The 15,786-nt window shown below is 69.2% G+C and carries 15 protein-coding genes; 8 read left to right on the top strand and 7 right to left on the bottom strand.

What is annotated here, in order from left to right; genetic code table 11:
• Positions 1-687, bottom strand: coding sequence for a crotonase/enoyl-CoA hydratase family protein (locus ACFU5M_RS17660; protein ID WP_379050120.1), 687 nt, complete (start codon positions 685-687; stop codon positions 1-3).
• A 224-nt stretch (positions 688-911) separates the two neighbouring features.
• Here ACFU5M_RS17660 and ACFU5M_RS17655 point away from each other — a divergent pair, with 224 nt between their 5' ends.
• Entirely contained in the window at positions 912-2,252 is a 1,341-nt protein-coding gene (locus tag ACFU5M_RS17655; protein WP_379050118.1) for a hypothetical protein, read from the top strand.
• Positions 2,253-2,348: 96 nt separating this feature from the next.
• On the opposite strand, the gene ACFU5M_RS17650 is transcribed toward ACFU5M_RS17655, so the two are convergent.
• The 4 genes from ACFU5M_RS17650 to ACFU5M_RS17635 form a co-directional block, all read right to left on the bottom strand.
• Entirely contained in the window at positions 2,349-3,557 is a 1,209-nt protein-coding gene (locus tag ACFU5M_RS17650) for an ROK family protein (protein ID WP_379050117.1), read from the bottom strand.
• A gap of 29 nt (positions 3,558-3,586) precedes the next feature.
• A complete protein-coding gene (locus ACFU5M_RS17645; protein WP_379050114.1) occupies positions 3,587-4,822 on the bottom strand; it encodes a sugar ABC transporter permease in 1,236 nt (411 codons plus the stop codon).
• A complete protein-coding gene (locus tag ACFU5M_RS17640) occupies positions 4,819-5,592 on the bottom strand; it encodes an ATP-binding cassette domain-containing protein (protein ID WP_379050111.1) in 774 nt (257 codons plus the stop codon). The genes ACFU5M_RS17645 and ACFU5M_RS17640 overlap by 4 nt, the downstream gene beginning before the upstream one ends.
• A gap of 71 nt (positions 5,593-5,663) precedes the next feature.
• A complete protein-coding gene (locus ACFU5M_RS17635) occupies positions 5,664-6,743 on the bottom strand; it encodes a sugar ABC transporter substrate-binding protein (RefSeq protein ID WP_379050108.1) in 1,080 nt (359 codons plus the stop codon).
• A gap of 405 nt (positions 6,744-7,148) precedes the next feature.
• Between ACFU5M_RS17635 and ACFU5M_RS17630 the strand changes: the two genes are divergently transcribed.
• The 3 genes from ACFU5M_RS17630 to ACFU5M_RS17620 are packed head-to-tail and all read left to right on the top strand — an operon-like array spanning position 7,149 to position 9,767.
• Positions 7,149-7,472 carry a hypothetical protein gene (locus ACFU5M_RS17630; RefSeq protein ID WP_379050106.1) on the top strand — a complete coding sequence of 108 codons (324 nt, stop codon included), beginning with the start codon at positions 7,149-7,151 and terminating at the stop codon, positions 7,470-7,472.
• A complete protein-coding gene (locus tag ACFU5M_RS17625; protein ID WP_379050103.1) occupies positions 7,469-8,788 on the top strand; it encodes a hypothetical protein in 1,320 nt (439 codons plus the stop codon). The genes ACFU5M_RS17630 and ACFU5M_RS17625 overlap by 4 nt, the downstream gene beginning before the upstream one ends.
• The gene (locus ACFU5M_RS17620) at positions 8,775-9,767 is read left to right on the top strand and encodes a hypothetical protein (RefSeq protein WP_379050100.1); all 993 of its coding nucleotides are present in this window, start codon (positions 8,775-8,777) and stop codon (positions 9,765-9,767) included. Before ACFU5M_RS17625 ends, ACFU5M_RS17620 begins: the two co-directional genes overlap by 14 nt.
• A gap of 250 nt (positions 9,768-10,017) precedes the next feature.
• Here the strand turns inward: ACFU5M_RS17620 and ACFU5M_RS17615 are convergent, their stop codons facing one another.
• A complete protein-coding gene (locus tag ACFU5M_RS17615; RefSeq protein ID WP_379050098.1) occupies positions 10,018-10,428 on the bottom strand; it encodes a nitroreductase family deazaflavin-dependent oxidoreductase in 411 nt (136 codons plus the stop codon).
• A gap of 523 nt (positions 10,429-10,951) precedes the next feature.
• Between ACFU5M_RS17615 and ACFU5M_RS17610 the strand changes: the two genes are divergently transcribed.
• Positions 10,952-11,761 (top strand): DUF1460 domain-containing protein, encoded by an 810-nt coding sequence (locus ACFU5M_RS17610; protein WP_379050095.1) that lies wholly within the window; start codon positions 10,952-10,954, stop codon positions 11,759-11,761.
• A 15-nt stretch (positions 11,762-11,776) separates the two neighbouring features.
• Here ACFU5M_RS17610 and ACFU5M_RS17605 read toward each other — a convergent pair whose 3' ends face one another.
• Positions 11,777-13,285 carry a flavin-containing monooxygenase gene (locus ACFU5M_RS17605; RefSeq protein ID WP_379050093.1) on the bottom strand — a complete coding sequence of 503 codons (1,509 nt, stop codon included), beginning with the start codon at positions 13,283-13,285 and terminating at the stop codon, positions 11,777-11,779.
• A 70-nt stretch (positions 13,286-13,355) separates the two neighbouring features.
• On the opposite strand from ACFU5M_RS17605, the gene ACFU5M_RS17600 reads away from it, so the two are divergent.
• The 3 genes from ACFU5M_RS17600 (at position 13,356) to ACFU5M_RS17590 (ending at position 15,748) form a co-directional block, all read left to right on the top strand.
• Positions 13,356-14,369 carry an AraC family transcriptional regulator gene (locus ACFU5M_RS17600; RefSeq protein ID WP_379050090.1) on the top strand — a complete coding sequence of 338 codons (1,014 nt, stop codon included), beginning with the start codon at positions 13,356-13,358 and terminating at the stop codon, positions 14,367-14,369.
• A gap of 218 nt (positions 14,370-14,587) precedes the next feature.
• Positions 14,588-14,962 (top strand): hypothetical protein, encoded by a 375-nt coding sequence (locus ACFU5M_RS17595; RefSeq protein ID WP_379050089.1) that lies wholly within the window; start codon positions 14,588-14,590, stop codon positions 14,960-14,962.
• Positions 14,963-15,019: 57 nt separating this feature from the next.
• Positions 15,020-15,748, top strand: a complete 729-nt coding sequence (locus ACFU5M_RS17590) for a VIT family protein (RefSeq protein ID WP_379050087.1) — start codon at positions 15,020-15,022, stop codon at positions 15,746-15,748.
• The last annotated feature ends 38 nt before the right edge of the window (positions 15,749-15,786 follow it).

Raw genomic sequence — 15,786 nt, 5'->3', positions numbered from 1 at the left:
CTACGCGCCGAACTCGGCGTCGATGCCGGAACGAACCGCGGCGAGCACCTGCGCGCGCACCCGCAGTTTCGTCCCGGTGTGCGCCGCGAAGTCGATTCCGGTCAATCGGTGTGCCTCGGCCGTCGCGCGCGTGCGAAGGTCGTCCGCGTCGGCGGTGAGGACGTCGAGAAAGCCCATTTGCCTGGCCTCTTCGGGCCCGACCAGGATTCCGGTGTTCGCCGCCCGGTCGAATCCGGGCGCGGTGAGCCGGTGTCGCGCCGCCTCCACGCCGTAGTGCGGAATGGTCAGCCCGATGGCGACCTCGTTGAGGCCCAGCTTGAAATCCCCCGTGACGCCGAATCGCACGTCCGTGGCCAGCAATGTGAACGCGCCTTGGGCGATCGCGTGCCCCGGGCAGGCCGCCACGACGGGATACGGGAACCCGAGCAACCGGTGGACCAGGTTGCCACCCGCCCGCAGGGTGCGGCGGATGTCGTCGACGGAACGGGAGAACGTCGCCAGGTCGTAGCCGGCCGAGAACATCCGGGGGCGCCCGGTCAACAGGACGACCGCCCGGTCGGTCTCGGCCCGGTCGAGGGCAGCGGCGATGGCCCCGATCATGTTCTCGGACATGACATTCGCTTTGCCGTCGTCCAGCGTGATCGTGGCGACCCCGCCGACGAGGCGGTAGGTGACGAGTTCGGTCATGACAACCCTCTCTGGAGTAGGGCTCTAGAGTATCACTCTAGGAGCTGGCACAGCTAACCCCGGGCTCGGGCCGGAGGCCGCGTCCGGGGCCAGATGTCGTTGCGGCAACGGCGAAACAGCTGCCGCGGATCTCCCGATACAGCAAACAGACGATGCTGCCGAAAAAGCCTGGTGCGTCCGGGCTTCGGACTAGCCTCGGGACAGGCTCAGGTGAAGGAAGCGACATGACCGCAGCAACCGTCATCCGCCCGCTGGCGCCGAGCGAGGCGATCTTCGCCAACAGCGAAGTGCTCGTCGGCTATTCGCTTCGGGTCGCGGGGCGGTTGGATCTCGCCGCCCTGGCGGCGGCGTTCGAAGCCGTGGTTCGCTCCCGCCCGATCCTCGGCGCCCACCTGGAACCGGACGGGCGCGGCGGACATCTCCTGCTCGAATCACCGGAAGCCGCCGCGGAGCTGACGGTCGCCGAGGGCGATCCCGAGCGGTTGCTCACCGGTGCCCGTCTCGACCAGCGCAGAGCGCTCGCCTCGCTGGGCGTCGTCCGCGACGGCGCCACCGCGGGGGTCACCTTGGTGACCCATCACAGCGTCGCGGATGCCTGTCATTCGCTGGCCGTGTTCGCCGAGCTGTGGTCCTGCTACACCGACCTCGTCCGGCGCAGGCCGGGCGAGCTGCCGCAACACGGCTTTCCGCGATCGGTGGAAGATTTGCTGCACGAGCGCGGCGTGCGGAAGATCGGAGCCCCGGCCATGCCGCACCGCCCCATGGGAGCCGCTCGGAGCTGCCCCGACCCGGAGGATCCGGGCTACCTCCTGCCGCGCACCGCACGCTGCAGGCTGACCAGGAAGCAGACCGCGGCATTGGTCGAGCTCGGGCACCGGGAGAACACCACGATCAACGGCCTCGCCTCCGCCGCGATCCTGCTCACCGAGGCCGAACTGCGCGGGCTGCCGCTGACCGACCTGGCCTACAGCTACTCGGTCGACCTGCGCACCCGGGTGACACCACCGATCGGGATGACCGAAGGCACCAACGTGCTCGGCTTCGCGAACTTCGTCCCGACCCGGCGCAACGGCGCGACGCTCGTCGAGCTCGCCCGTGGTATCAGCGACGCGCTGCGCGCCGGACTCGGCACGGGCATGGTGCAGCAGACCCCGCTGCACATCCCCGAGATCACCGCGGGCCCTCCGCCGCGCGCACCGGGAATCGTGCTGACCACCAACTGGGGACGCGTGCGCAGACCTCGGGTGCCGGAGGAGCTACGGATCACCGACTTCCGCTCGATCATGCTGGGCAAGCCGGACAAGACCGGGCACCGGCTCCAGCAGCCGAGCGGCACCATCATCATCAGCACCTTCGACGACCGGCTGAGCATCGAGATCCACCACCCCGAGGAAACCACCGAGGAACAGCGGGTGCGTGTACGACTGCTCGCCCGCCACCTGTCGGAGTTCAGCGCGGCAGGCGCGCCGCGTAGATCCGGTGCCGGATCGCCATCGTTGAAAGTCCGGCGACAGCACGCGGCGATTCGAAGCGAGACCGAACCTTGCCGAGGCGCAGCGGAGTGACGATGCCGTCGAGGTAGAACGGCGAGACGGAACTTCAACGGTCGAACCGCGCCGCCGCGCGTAGACCGTGACGCGCAGCACTCGCCGACGGGATCGTCAAGCGCGAGCGGTGGACATGCGCGTCAGCGTCTGCAACGGATCGGTGAGCACGTCGGTGAAGGCCAGTTCCGCGGCTCCGATCAGGGTCGCGTCGCCGCCGAGCGCGCTGGTGCGCAACCGAACCCGCTCGCGGAGGGCCTGCAGGCCGTTCACCGCCACCCGGCTGCGCACCTGCGCCGCCGAGGCCAGATAGATCTCCCGCAGCACGCCGCCGAACACCACCACCGACGGATTGAAGACGTTCACCAGATTGGCGACGCCGTAGCCGAGCCAGTCGCCGACCTGGCGAAGCGCGTCCCGTGCCGTCGTATCGCCGCGGGCGGCTGCCTCGACGATCGCGTCGACCGCCGCCTGCCCGGGGGGATCGCTCCGTCCCGCCGCCGCGATCAACCCGAGTTCGCCCGCTTCGGCCTCCAGACAGCCGCGCGATCCGCAGGCACAGGCCCGCCCACCCGGATTCACGATCATGTGCCCGACTTCCCCGCCGTACCCGCCTTCCCCACCGAGCAATTCGCCGTTGACGATGATGCCGCCACCGATGCCGACATCGCCGTGCAGATAGATCGAGTTCGCCAAGCCGACGCCGACACCGCGTTCGCGTTCGGCCAGCGCGCCGAGGTTGGCGTTGTTGCCGACCGCGACACGCAGGCCGAGATCGAGTTCCCGGGTCAGCTCGGCGCCCAACGCGACGTCCACCCAACCGAGGTTCGGCCCGTACCGAACCACCCCGTCCTCCTCGCGGACCATGCCGCAGAACGCGACCCCGACGCCCACGCACCGAGCGTCCGGCGCGGCCGCGGCGATCATCGCCCGCGCCATCGCCGCCAGCGCGGCGATCACGTCGTCCGGATCGAACGCGCCGCCGGGACGGGCGGTCTCGGTGCGATCGAGCACCGACCCGCCCAGCCCGACCCGCGCGGCGGCGAGGCGGTCGGCGCCGACGTCCAGCGCGACGACGTAGACCCGGTCGGCCTGCGGTCGCACCACCAGCGACGGTCTGCCCGCCCGTCCGGTCTGGCCCGGCAATTCCTCGCTCACCAGGCCCGCCGCCGCCAGGTCGGTGGTGAGCGCGAGAATCGTGCTGCGATTCAGCCCCATTCGCTCGGCGAGCGTGGCGCGCGACACCGCGCCGTCACGGTGGACGTGCCGCAGCAACGCGGCGAGATTGCGCGTGCGGATCTCCTCGGGCGAAGGTGCTGCTCGCATTCACCGGGCTTTCGTCACGGGGCTGGGTCTCATCGATGCAGGAGCGCACGCTTACGGGACAGCGCGTCCACTCCGGCCGCCAAGAGCAGCACAAATCCTGTCACAACGAATTTCGTGCCCGCGCTGTAGCCCATCAGCCCCATCCCGTTGTTGATCACCGCGACCACCGCCGCGCCGAGCACCGCGTCCAGCATCCGCCCGCGGCCGCCGAACAGGCTGGTGCCGCCGATCACCGCCGCGCCGACCGCCGTGAGCAGCACATCGCTGCCGCCGGTATTCGGATCGACGGAGTTCGCGCGCGACGCCGCGATGAGTCCGCCGACCGCCGCCATGGTCGAACACAGCACGAACGCGGTGATCTTCACCCGATCCACCGCGATGCCCGCGCGCCGGGCGGCCTCGGCATTGCCGCCGACGGCGTAGATGTGCCTGCCGAACGCGGTGCGGTCCAGCACGAATGTCCACAGCAGCAACAGCGCCACGATCAGCGGCACGACGATGGGCATCCCCGCCAGCGAGTGCAACGCGGGATTGCGGCTGCGCTCCCCGTTGAGCACCAGCACCGCCGCGCCCGCCACGATCGCCAGCAACACGACGCGCACCACGACCACCCGCGCCGTCGTGCCGGTGAGCCCGAGTTTCGTGCGGGCCCGCAGTTTCCGGTACTGCACGAGCGCGAATCCGGCGACCAGCACCACGTACAACGCCCAGCCGATCGCCGGCGGCACGTTCTTGTTCGCGATCGCGACGATCGTCTCGTCACGGATGGAGATGTTGCGGCCGTTGTCCATGATCTTCAGCGCCACGCCCTGCAGCGCGAGGAACGCCGCCAGCGTCACCACGAACGACGGGATCCCGATCTTCACCACCACCGTGCCGATCACGAGCCCGATCACCACGCCGGTGAGCAGCGAGACCAGCACCGCCGAATACCACGGCCACCCTTTGTCGGTGAGTAGCACGGCGAGCACGGCGGCGCAGACGCCGCTGGTGAACCCGGCCGACAGGTCGATCTCGCCGAGCAGCAACACGAAGATCAGCCCCATCGCGATCACCGCGATGGCCGCGCCCTGCGTGAACAGATTGGCGAAATTGGCCTCGGACATGAAGACCGGGCGCGCCGCCCAGAAGACGGCCGAGAGGACGACGAGCGCGATCACCGAGGGCATCGCCCCCATGTCGCCGCCGCGTACCCGGCCGACATAGCCGCTCATCAGGTCGGTCACCGGCGCCGCCGGTCGCCGCTCGGTGGTCACCGCGGTCATCGGGTCGCTCCGCTCGCCTCGAGGCCGAGCGCACCGCTGCGGCCCGCCGTGATCAATTCGACGACCTGCGCGTGCGTCACGTCGGAGGTCCGTACCTGGGCGGCCATCCGGCCGAGGTAGAGCGCGGCGATCCGGTCGGACACCGCGAAGACGTCGTTCATGTTGTGTGAGATCAGCACCACCGCCAGGCCTTGGTCGGCGAGCCTGCGCACCAGCTCCAGCACCTGCTGGGTCTGCGCGACGCCCAGCGCGGCCGTCGGCTCGTCGAGGATCACCACCTTGCTGTTCCACAGCACGGCTTTCGCGATGGCCACCGTCTGGCGCTGTCCGCCGGACAGGCTGGATACCTGCTGCCGGACCGACTTGACGGTGCGCACCGACAGGCTCGCCAGCGTCTTTCCGGCGAGTTCCTCCATCTCGTATTCGTCGAGCACGAGGCCCCGCCTGCGTTCGCGGCCGAGGAACATGTTCTGGACGATGTCCAGGTTGTCGCAGAGCGCGAGATCCTGGTAGACGATCTCGATGCCGAGCGCCGCCGCGTCGCGCGGGCTGTGCACCTGCACCGGCGCGCCCTCGAAGAGGAATTCGCCCGCGTCGATCGGATGGGTGCCTCCGATGCATTTGACCAGCGTGGACTTACCCGCGCCGTTGTCGCCGACGAGGGCGGTCACCTCGCCGGGATAGGCGCTGAAGGCGACCTCGTGCAGAACATGGACGGGGCCGAAACTTTTTTCTACTCCGCGTAATTCGATTACCGGCAGTTCGGACATGGGGTAGCTCCTCCGAAGGATGGAGCCCCTTCCGCAATCCCCTCATCGAACCGCGGAAGGGGCGTGCGATATCAGATCCCGTTGTCCGCGCAGAGTTTCGCGAACTCACCGGTGCACAACTCGGCCTTGGTGACATAACCGTCGGCCACCACGTCCTTGACGTTGCGCGGGTAGATCGGCTTGGGCTCCAGCAGCACCGACGGCACGTCGACGTTCGACTCCGGGTCGCGCACCGCGCCGTTGGTCGTGCCCGGCTCCCCCTTGACCAGCGCTACCGCGAGTTTCGCGGTCGCCTCGGCCTCCTTCTGGATCGCCTTGTAGACGGTCATGCACTGGTCGCCCACCAGAACGTTCTGCAGGCCCTGCACCGTGGCGTCCTGCCCGCTGACCGGCACCTGCCCGTTGAGCTTCTGCTTCTTCAGCACCGCGATCGCGGCATTGGCCAATCCGTCGTTGGCCGCGACGACGCCCCCGAGGTCCGGCCGGCCGGTGAGCATCTGCTCGAAGATGGTGCCCGCCTTCGTGTTGTCCCACTCCGGGACGGCCTGATCGGGCCCCTTGACGTACTGGCCCGTGTCGAACCGGGGCTTCAGCACCCCGTCGTAGCCGGTCTTCAGCAGCGTGGCGTTGTTGTCGGTCGGTCCGCCGTTGAGGTACGCGACCACCGGGCGCACCGCGTCGCGATCGGTCAGGCATTGCGCGATGCCCTCGCCGAGCAAGCTGCCGACCTTCACATTGTCGAAGGAGACGTAGTACTGGGCGCCGCCGCCCAGGGTGAGCCGGTCGTAGTCGATCACGGTGACGCCCTGCGATTTCGCCTTCTGGATCACCGCTTTGCCGGTGCCACTGTCCAGGTTGGTCATCACCAGGACCGTGGCGCCGTTGGTGATCATCTGGTCGGCGATGGTCTGGAAGGCGTTCTTGTCGCCCTGGGCGTTCTGGATATCGGCCTCGACGCCTGCGGCGTCGAATGCCTGCTGTAAGTACTTGCGGTCCGCTGTCTCCCAACGGGCGGAGGTTTTGCTGTCCGGGAGGATCACGCCGATCTGCGTTCTGCCGCCGGAGTCCGCGGAATCGTCGCCGCACGCGGTGAGCGTGCCGGTCAAGAGCGCGAACGACAACGCGGCAGCGCTGAACATGCCCTTTCGCATGAGTGGGCCTTTCATCACCGGACCGGGACGATGCCCGGCCGGTCGGAGTGGAACGAATGTTGTTCAGTGCAACATATTGGACTGTGACCGAGCGCACAACAGGTAATTTGTTGTTCCGAATAACAATCTCGACACGCGCATGTTCGCTCAGGTGGACGCCGGTGCGGCCGGCCGGGCGATGAACTGACGAGGGGTCGTGAACAGGGACGTCGGCCGGCGCCCGGGACCAGTCCCGTGGACGCGGCGGGATCGCGCTCGGGCCGCGCCGCGCATCGAACACGCGGAAGGGTGGCAGGAACGCGGAACAGACCACCGAGGATCGGGCGCATGACAGCCCTCCGGCACAGTACCCTTGGCGGTGAATCATGGCGCGGTAGCGACAGACTGGGATCCGGGAGGGGAACAGTGGACACGCTCAAGCTCGACCCGGCGGCGATGGCCGCCTACACCGCGATTGCGGACGCGGTGTCGAAACAATTGGCGTCGGCGGCCACGGTCGCCTCCGGCGCGGTGGATCCCGACCGGCTGGCGGCCGATCTCGGCCTCGTGGGCGCGGAATTCGCGGCGCGCTTCTCGGCGGCCGTCGCCGAACACGCGGAAGCGCTGTCGACCGCCGGCCAGCTGGTCGGCGCCTACGGCCAGGTCCTGCGCGGTTATAGCGACGACGCGCAGAATGTCGACGCCGAAACGGCGGGCGCGATCACGCGATCGGGGGAGGCACTGGCATGAGAAGTCTGATGGGACTGCGGAAACGGGCGCATCAGACCCAGCCCGCCGCCGAGCACACCCGGCCGCCGAGCACCGCACCGGGAGCCGATCCGCCGATCATCGCCGCGCTGGTCCGCCCGCTGCTGACGTTGCGCTCCTCGCTCGGCACCGGCGTCGGCGTACCGAGCGCGGCCGCCACCGGAGCACTCTCGGCCGCCTCCACGCAGGTGGCGGACACCGAGGGCCCGCACCGCGAAGGCCTGCACGCACTGGAGTCCACCTGGGCCTCCCGCGCCGCCGACAGCGCGGTGCCCGCGATGCGCACGACGCAGACCCAGATCGGTGATATCTCCGATCGGGGGCCCGCCTACCTGTCCGTCCTCGCCGACGCGCACGCCACCTCGGGGCGGGCGGCGCGGCAGGTCGACCAGATCATCGCCGACTTCCGGCGTGACGCACGGGAGATCCTGGACAACGCGACCTCGGCGCCGGAGACCGACGCGGTCATCGCACGCGCCACCCTGGCGCTGCGCGACGCACTCACCACCGTGACGGCCGCGCGCACCGAAATGGACGACCACACCAGGAAACTCGACGATATGGGACCGCTCACGGTCACCACACCGTCCGGCGTCTCCCAAGGGCAGGCCGTCCACCCCGGGAACTCGGGGCAGGTCGTACCCGGCACCACGACGCCCGGCACCACGACGCCCGCCACCACGCAGCCCATGGACCCGGCCATGGCCGCACAACTCCAGTTGCAGCAGCAACTGATCTCCGCGGGTGTGGATCTGGGCACCACGGCCATCAACGCGGGCGTCGACATCGGCACGCACATCATCGACAAGATCGCCGAGGTCGGCATCCACACCATCGACACCGTCGCGGCGGCCGCGGACAAAGCGATCCCGGAACTGATCAACCCGGGCTCCACCACCAACTCCGGCACGAGCGGCGACGATTCGAAGAATTCCTCGAAGCTGTTCGACTTCGGCGGATCGCCGGACAACAAGCCGTCGTCCACCGGCCCAGGTTCGGTGATCCCGCCCGGCAACTCCGCGCCCGCCGCGCGGGCGGACGTACCGAGGCCGGAGAGCAAGCCGGCGCCCGCGGTAGCACCGCCCGCCGTCGACTCCGCGCCGCCGACGCCTGCGGGCAGCCCGGACCGCCCTGTACATCCCGGCCCGACCGGCGGCATGATGCTGCCGCCCGCTCCGCCGCCGGGCGGCGAGGACCACGAGCACAAGCCGCGCGACGGACAGCTCGGCGTGACCATCCCATCCGCTGTGACAGCGGTCGTACCGGTGCTGGGCGAATTCGACGATGACACCCCCTGACCGGGAACATCCCAGTCAGGACGCGGCTCAGAGCAATCCGTTCGATACGGGTCTGCCGATGCTGCGCATTCCCGCCGGCAAGCCGTCGAAGCGACGGCGTTCACCCGGTCGTCGCAAGCAGATTCGTCGTCGCGAGCCGGTGCACGAGACCGCGGAGCCGCCGCGCCCGCCGGTACAGCCGAGTGCCCGGCCGCGCCTCGGCGAGTGGGAGCAATGGCTCGAACCCGCGTCACCGGCTGCGCGCGTGCCGCAACCGATGGCCGCGCAGCAGCGCCCCGCGCCCGCCGAGCCGGAGCCGGTCGAGTCCGAGGACAGTCCCGTCACGGCTCCCGCCATCGTCAATCGCTCCGGTCGCCATCCCGGCACCCCGGTGCGCCATCCGCGGCGCACCGATCAACGGCGCGGCAACCGCTCACTGACCGTCTTGATCGTGCTCGGCATCGTGGTCGCCACCGTCTCCATCGGTTTGGCCATGATCTACGGTTCCGAGGCGAACTCGCGCAAAACGGCGGCGACGACGCCACCGCGTGCGGCCGGTCCCGCACCGACCACCTCGATATCCACCTCACGCGTCAAGCCCCCATGGGCCATCGCGACACCGGGATGCGAGCAGAAGCGCACCGCCGACGTCGTATCCGGCACCGATCCGGGCGGCACCGGCAACGGTCCGGACGCGATCTTCGCCTTCGAGTACGCGTATTACGCCGAACGGTCCGGGTACCGGGCCCGCGCGGTGGTCGCCCCGGACGCGGCGGTCTCGCCCGCCGATCAGATCCAGCGCGGCATCAACCAAGTGCCCGCAGGCACCCGCTACTGCGTGGAGATCTCCCGTGCCGGAGACGGCCCGGACGGTCAAGCGCGGTGGCAAGTCCGGTTGACGCAGCAGTTCCCCGACGAAGATCCGAACACCTTCACCCAGTTCATCACCACCCGTACCGGTACCGATCAAACGCTGATCACCGGGATCACGGCAGGCTGACCTCTCCGCGCGACCTGAATTCGCGCGCCGCAGCGCACCGCTGACGCGGGATGCAGTGGAATCCGCCGCGTACGAACAGAACTACCGCTTCGTGGATCGCCTGCGACAACTCGGGGCGCAGGTGGACGAACGCTGCGTCCCCGCCCAAGGCCACAACTGGGATGCGAGCCGGTGCGGACGGAACCGCGCGAAGAGCCGAGGTGACGGCACTCGGCCGCGCACCCCGGCGCGGCGCGCGGCCCGGGTCGGCTCAGCGTGGCGTCAGCTTGACGACCGGAATCACCCGGTCGGTCTTCTCCTGGTACTCGGCGAAGCCGGGCATCACCTCGACCATCGCGGCGTAGAGGCGATCGCGCTCCGGCCCTTCGGTGACCGGAGTCGCCGTCGCCTCGAGGGTTTCGGTGCCGATCTCGAGGGTGACCGTCGGATTGGCGCGTACGTTGTGAAACCAGTCGGGATTGGTCGGAGCGCCCGCTTTGGAGGCGATGACCACGATGTCGTCGCCGTCGCGGACGAACGCGAGCGGATTGGTGCGCGGAAGACCGGATTTGGCGCCGATGCTGGTGAGCAGCAGCAGCTCGCGGCCTTCGAAGGGTCCGCCGACCTTGCCCTGGTTGGCGCGGAATTCTTCGATGATCTGGGTGTTCCAGTCGCCTGCCATGACTTGTCTCTCCTGCGGAGTCGGGTGCGCCGGGTCGTGCGCGAGCCTACCCAGATTCGCGGGCCGGGACCGAACCAACGTCCGCCCAACAGCGGCAGTAGGCACGACGGCGGGGTGCGGGTGCTTGTTGGCGGGGACGAGCCATTGCCGGCCGACGCGATCGCCCACGGGCTGCGCCGACATGCCATGGCGGTCGACGTGGTGTAGACGGCGCTGGAGCGTACCGGCGTCGTGCGGTACACGATCATGAAGGTGCGGCGGAAGCCGGAGGCGGTCACCGGAACCAGCGGTGCGCTCGCGGCGAGCAGACCGCCGAGAGCGAGGGTGACTCGAACGATCCTCGTCATGTCGGATAGCCCTTTCGGTTGGACATTCGGGTCGCCACGACGCGACCCGGCGTTCAATCCGCCGGGGAGGGTGTTCGGACGGTGCCAGGCGATGCCGCCCCTGCGCGCCCACCGCCGGGTTACCGTGGGTGGCGCTGTTTTGTTCCGACCGGATGATCACCGCTGCTGGAGGCGTCTTGCGCACCATCGCTCGTGTACTGCTCGTCCTCGCGGCCCTCGTCTGTGCCGTGGTGTCGACGCCGCCCGCGCTCGGCACGCCGGAAGGCGTGCACCTCGACGATTTCACCGCGCGCAGGCTCGACGAACTGCTGTCGTTGCGTGCCCAGGCGCCCGCTTCGGCGAGCAAGGCGCAACTGATCGAGCTGCTGTCACGGCCGTTCCTCGGCACGCCCTACGGCGCGAACATGCTGGTCGGGTCGGCGACCCAGCCCGAACAGCTGGTCATCGACTTCCGCCGGGTGGACTGCTTCACCTATCTCGACTACGTCGAGGCGCTCAGCCGGTCCGCCGACCGTGATCAGTTCACCAGGAACCTGATCGAGACGCGTTACACCGACGGCCGGGTCGATTTCCGGCAGCGCAAACACTTCTTCACCGACTGGTCGCACACCACCGCGGGCGCGGCCACCGACGTCACGGCGACGGTCAGCACCGCGGCGGTGACCGTCACCAAGCACCTGAACGCGAAAGCCGACGGCGACAACTACCTTCCCGGGCTGCCCGTGGTCGATCGCGCCATCACCTACATTCCCAGCGCCGCCGTCGACCAGGACGTCGTCGGCGGGCTGCGCACCGGCGACTACATCGGCGCCTACGCCGACCAACCCGGCCTGGACGTCACCCACGTCGGCATCTTCGTCATGACCGACGCGGGCCCGGTCTTCCGCAACGCGTCCTCGCTCGCGGGCAACGACAAGGTGGTGGACTCGCCCTTCACCGAGTACGTCCGGTCCACCCCGGGCATCGTGGTCCTCCGCGCGCGGTAGGTCGCCTCCGCCGAGCTAGGAAACGGGCACCGGCGACCGGACCGCCGATCTCGGCGTGCCGGTGAGCGTCTTGTCCAAGTCCGTGCGCAGGGTGGTGGCCGAGTCGAGCAGGTAGTTCTGGCGCACCTTCCACGGATGACGGTCGCCTTGACGGGGGAAGTCTCCGATGGAGCGCTGGATGTAGCCGGAGGCCAGATCGAGCAGCGGGTGCTCCCCGAGCTCGCCCTGCGGCTCGGGCACCACGGCGGCGTAGCCCTTGCGATCCATGTGATTGAGCACCTTGCAGATCAACCGCGAGGTGAGATCGGCGCGCAGCGTCCACGACGCGTTGGTGTACCCGATGCAGACGGCGAAGTTGGGGACGCCGGTGAGCATGGTCCCCTGCCAGACGAACTGGTCGGACAACTCGACCCGCGCGCCGTCGACGCTGGGCGCGATACCGCCGAAGGCGAGCAGTTGCAGCCCGGTAGCGGTGATCACGACGTCCGCCTCGAGCACCCGGCCGGACTTCAGCCGGATGCCCTCCGGCACGAACGTGTCGATGTGGTCGGTGACGACCTCGGCCTTGCCCTTCCTCATCGCCTTGAAGAAGTCCGCGTCGGGGACCGCGCACAAACGCTGGTCCCAGGGGTTGTAACTGGGCGTGAAGTGCTCGGCGACGGCCTGATCGTCCTGGAGGATGCGCGCGGTGAGACCGGTGAGCAGCTTGCGAGCGGCTTCCGGACGGCGCCGGCAGTACTGGTAGAAGCCGATGCCGAACAGGATGTTCTTGGTACGGATCAGGCGATGCGCCGGCCGCGGGGGCAGCAGCTCGCGAATCTTGTCGGCCACTTTGTCCCGGCCTGGAACGGCACTGATCCACGTCGGCGACCGTTGCAGCATCGTCACCAGCTGCGCTTGCTCCGCCATGGCAGGCACCAGGGTGACCGCGGTGGCGCCGCTGCCGATCACCACGACGCGCTTGCCGCGATAGTCGAAGTGTTCGGGCCAGAACTGCGGGTGCACCATTTCCCCCGCGAACGACGAGCTGCCGGGGAATTCCGGCGCGTACGGCCGGTCGTAGTCGTAGTACCCGGCGCAGGCGTAGAGGAAGCCACAAGTGAGTGTGCGCGTCTCGGTGGCGCCCGACTCGGCGCGCTGCTCGAGCGTCAGCGTCCAGCGCGCGGTGCCGCTGTCCCAGTCGGCGGCGATCACCTTGGTGCGATAGCGGATGTGCCGGTCGATGCCGTGCTCGCTCGCGGTCTCGGTGATGTAGCGCAGGATCGACGGACCGTCGGCGATCGACTTGGCGTCCCGCCACGGCTTGAACGGGTAGCCGAGCGTGAACATGTCCGAGTCGGATCGGATCCCTGGGTATTTGAACAGGTCCCAAGTGCCGCCCAGCGTGTCGCGGGCTTCCAGGATGGCGTAGGTCTTGCCCCGGCACTCGGTCTGTAGCCGGTAGGCCGCGCCGATACCGGATAGTCCGGCGCCGACGATCACGACATCGAGGTGTTCCGGTGCTGCGGCGGCGGTCTCGGTCATGTCTCCAGTGTGCGAGTCGAGCCGGGCCGCTTACTTGACTTTGCGCGACAACTATTTGATTCTCGACGACATGTCGGTGATTCGCTCGGCGGGGCTGCGCGGTTTCCGCGCGACCGTCGCCGAACTGGGCGGGGATGCCGAGGCGCTGGCCACGGCATGCGGCCTGCCCGTGGCCGCCCTGGACACCGATGACCTGCTCGTCCCCGACGAGCGCGTCGCGGCGGTGCTGGAATTGGCCGCGCATCGGCTGCGCTGCCCCGACCTGGGTTTGCGGATCTCCCAGCGGCAGGACCTGGACATGCTCGGCCCGCTGGCGCTGGCCATCCGGAATTCGCCGTCGCTGGCCGACGTGCTCGAGTGCTCGGCGCGGTATTTGTTCCTGCACGCGCGGTCGCTCAGCTTGACACTGGAGCCGGACCCCTACGGCGATCGCGGCGTGATCGCGCTGCGCTACGGCGTGCGGCCGGGGCTCCCGACACCCGTACAAGGCACCGACCTCGGGCTGGCATTCGTGCATCGCACCATTCAGCGCTTGGTGGACGACCGCTACGGGTTGCGCTCGGTCGAGCTGCCCTATCGGCCGGAGGCGGCGGTCGCCGGTTACGAGAAGTTCTTCGGCGCGCCGGTGCGGGTCGAGCGGCCGTTCGCGGCGCTGCGGGTGCCGAGCAGCCTGGCGAGCCTGCCACTCACCGGCGGTGACGAGAACCTGCACCGGCTGGCCATGGCGTTCCTCGCCGAACAGTCCGGCGACGCGGCGGCGGCGGTCGCGCCGCAGGTGCGCGCCGCCGTGCGGCAGTTGCTCGGCACGGCCGCACCCGAGATCGGCGCGGTGGCAAGGCTTCTCACGGTGCACCCGCGCACCCTGCAACGACGTCTCGCCGCCGAGCAGACCTCGTTCGCCGCGATCCTGGACGAGGTCCGCCGGGACGCCGCGCGGCGGTATCTGACCACGACGGACATGCCGATGAGTCAGGTGGCCTCGCTGATCGGGCTGTCCGAGCAGGCGACGTTCACCCGATGCGCCCGAAGATGGTGGGGCACGACGCCCAGCGCCCTGCGCCGAACCGGCGCGGGAAGGACATAGCCGTACAACACCTCGAACGAGTTCGGCGATTTCGACGACGCGTCCGGCGTGCTGTCCAAGTACATGGGCGGCGCGACTCCCCCACCGGAACCCGAGGCACAGCGGCTGATCGTGCGGATCACGCCGGAGCACGTCTACCTCTTCCCGCCCGCCTGAATCGTCACTGGGAAGGCGCGATTCGGCCGCTAGACTTTCCGATCGACTGGGAAGGGGGCCGCATGGACGCGGTTATCAAGGAGGTCGCCGAGGAGGGCAAGCGGCTGATCGACCGGGCCTGGCTCGGCGAACTCAGCCGCGACCAGGCGGTGCACATGTTCGTCCAGGTCGGCGATGGCATGGTGCGCTACGAGACGGCGCTGACCATCATCGACGACGGGGTGCAGCGGCTGAGCGCCAACGCCAGGCGGCTGCGGATCCTGCGCTGGTGCGCGGCGCTGGAGCTTCCCGTGTTCGGCGCGTTCGCCGTACTCGCCGTGCTGGTGGGGGATTTCACCACCGCCGGGCTTTCGGTGCTGTTCCTGCTGATCCTGCAAATCATCCACCGCACGATGCTCCCGCACCCGCTCGCGCTTCCCCGTCCGCCGCGCGCTTAGCCGCGCCCGGGTCGTGGTTCCCGCCCGCGCGTCGCGTGGTGATTAGGGTGCGTCTTCATGGACCGCACGACCGGCGCCTCCGGCGCACACCCGCACGAACCGCACGGTGACGGCTTCGCAGCCAAGCTCAACTGGCTGCGCGCGGGGGTCCTCGGCGCGAACGACGGCATCGTGTCCACGGCGGGGTTGGTCGTCGGCGTCGCGGCGGCGACGACCGACACGCAGGCGTTGTTCACCGCGGGCATCGCGGGCCTCTCGGCCGGAGCGATCTCGATGGCGGTGGGCGAGTACGTCTCGGTCAGCACCCAGCGCGATTCGGAGCGGGCCCTGCTGGCGAAAGAACGCAGAGAGTTGCGCGACGAGCCGGACTACGAGCTGGCCGAACTGACCGGGATCTACCGAGCCAAGGGCCTGACGCCCGAAACGGCGCGCAAAGTCGCCGAAGAACTCACCGCGCACGACGCGTTCACCGCGCACGCGGAGGCCGAACTGGGCCTGAATCCCGCCGAGCTGACCAACCCGTGGCAGGCGGCGTTCTCCTCGGCGGTGGCCTTCACGCTCGGCGCGCTGCTGCCGTTGCTGGCGATCCTGCTGCCACCGGTCACCGCGCGCATTCCGGTGACCTTCGGGGCCGTGCTCGCCGCGCTCGCGCTCACCGGGTCGGTCAGCGCCCGGCTGGGCGGAAGCTCACGTCGCCGGGCGGTGATTCGGGTGGTGCTCGGCGGCGCGCTGGCCATGGCCGTCACCTATGGCATCGGACAGCTCGCCGACGTCGTCGGCATCTGATCCGAACGCGAAGGCCCTCGTTCGGACACGCCGGTGCC

The organism is Nocardia sp. NPDC057455, from assembly GCF_042802775.1.
Taxonomy (GTDB): domain Bacteria; phylum Actinomycetota; class Actinomycetes; order Mycobacteriales; family Mycobacteriaceae; genus Nocardia.
The sequence above is the reverse complement of the archived record's forward strand: the minus strand, read 5'-3'. Positions and strand labels throughout refer to the sequence as shown.

What these genes read in the sequence shown, in the direction of transcription:
- ACFU5M_RS17620 (WP_379050100.1), top strand. Translation starts at nt 8,775, where the DNA reads ATGACACCCCCTGACCGGGAACATCCCAGTCAGGACGCGGCTCAGAGC.
- ACFU5M_RS17615 (WP_379050098.1), bottom strand. Translation starts at nt 10,428, where the DNA reads ATGGCAGGCGACTGGAACACCCAGATCATCGAAGAATTCCGCGCCAAC.
- ACFU5M_RS17590 (WP_379050087.1), top strand. Translation starts at nt 15,020, where the DNA reads ATGGACCGCACGACCGGCGCCTCCGGCGCACACCCGCACGAACCGCAC.
- ACFU5M_RS17640 (WP_379050111.1), bottom strand. Translation starts at nt 5,592, where the DNA reads ATGTCCGAACTGCCGGTAATCGAATTACGCGGAGTAGAAAAAAGTTTC.
- ACFU5M_RS17650 (WP_379050117.1), bottom strand. Translation starts at nt 3,557, where the DNA reads ATGCGAGCAGCACCTTCGCCCGAGGAGATCCGCACGCGCAATCTCGCC.
- ACFU5M_RS17605 (WP_379050093.1), bottom strand. Translation starts at nt 13,285, where the DNA reads ATGACCGAGACCGCCGCCGCAGCACCGGAACACCTCGATGTCGTGATC.
- ACFU5M_RS17625 (WP_379050103.1), top strand. Translation starts at nt 7,469, where the DNA reads ATGAGAAGTCTGATGGGACTGCGGAAACGGGCGCATCAGACCCAGCCC.
- ACFU5M_RS17595 (WP_379050089.1), top strand. Translation starts at nt 14,588, where the DNA reads ATGGACGCGGTTATCAAGGAGGTCGCCGAGGAGGGCAAGCGGCTGATC.
- ACFU5M_RS17635 (WP_379050108.1), bottom strand. Translation starts at nt 6,743, where the DNA reads ATGCGAAAGGGCATGTTCAGCGCTGCCGCGTTGTCGTTCGCGCTCTTG.
- ACFU5M_RS17655 (WP_379050118.1), top strand. Translation starts at nt 912, where the DNA reads ATGACCGCAGCAACCGTCATCCGCCCGCTGGCGCCGAGCGAGGCGATC.
- ACFU5M_RS17645 (WP_379050114.1), bottom strand. Translation starts at nt 4,822, where the DNA reads ATGACCGCGGTGACCACCGAGCGGCGACCGGCGGCGCCGGTGACCGAC.
- ACFU5M_RS17600 (WP_379050090.1), top strand. Translation starts at nt 13,356, where the DNA reads ATGTCGGTGATTCGCTCGGCGGGGCTGCGCGGTTTCCGCGCGACCGTC.
- ACFU5M_RS17660 (WP_379050120.1), bottom strand. Translation starts at nt 687, where the DNA reads ATGACCGAACTCGTCACCTACCGCCTCGTCGGCGGGGTCGCCACGATC.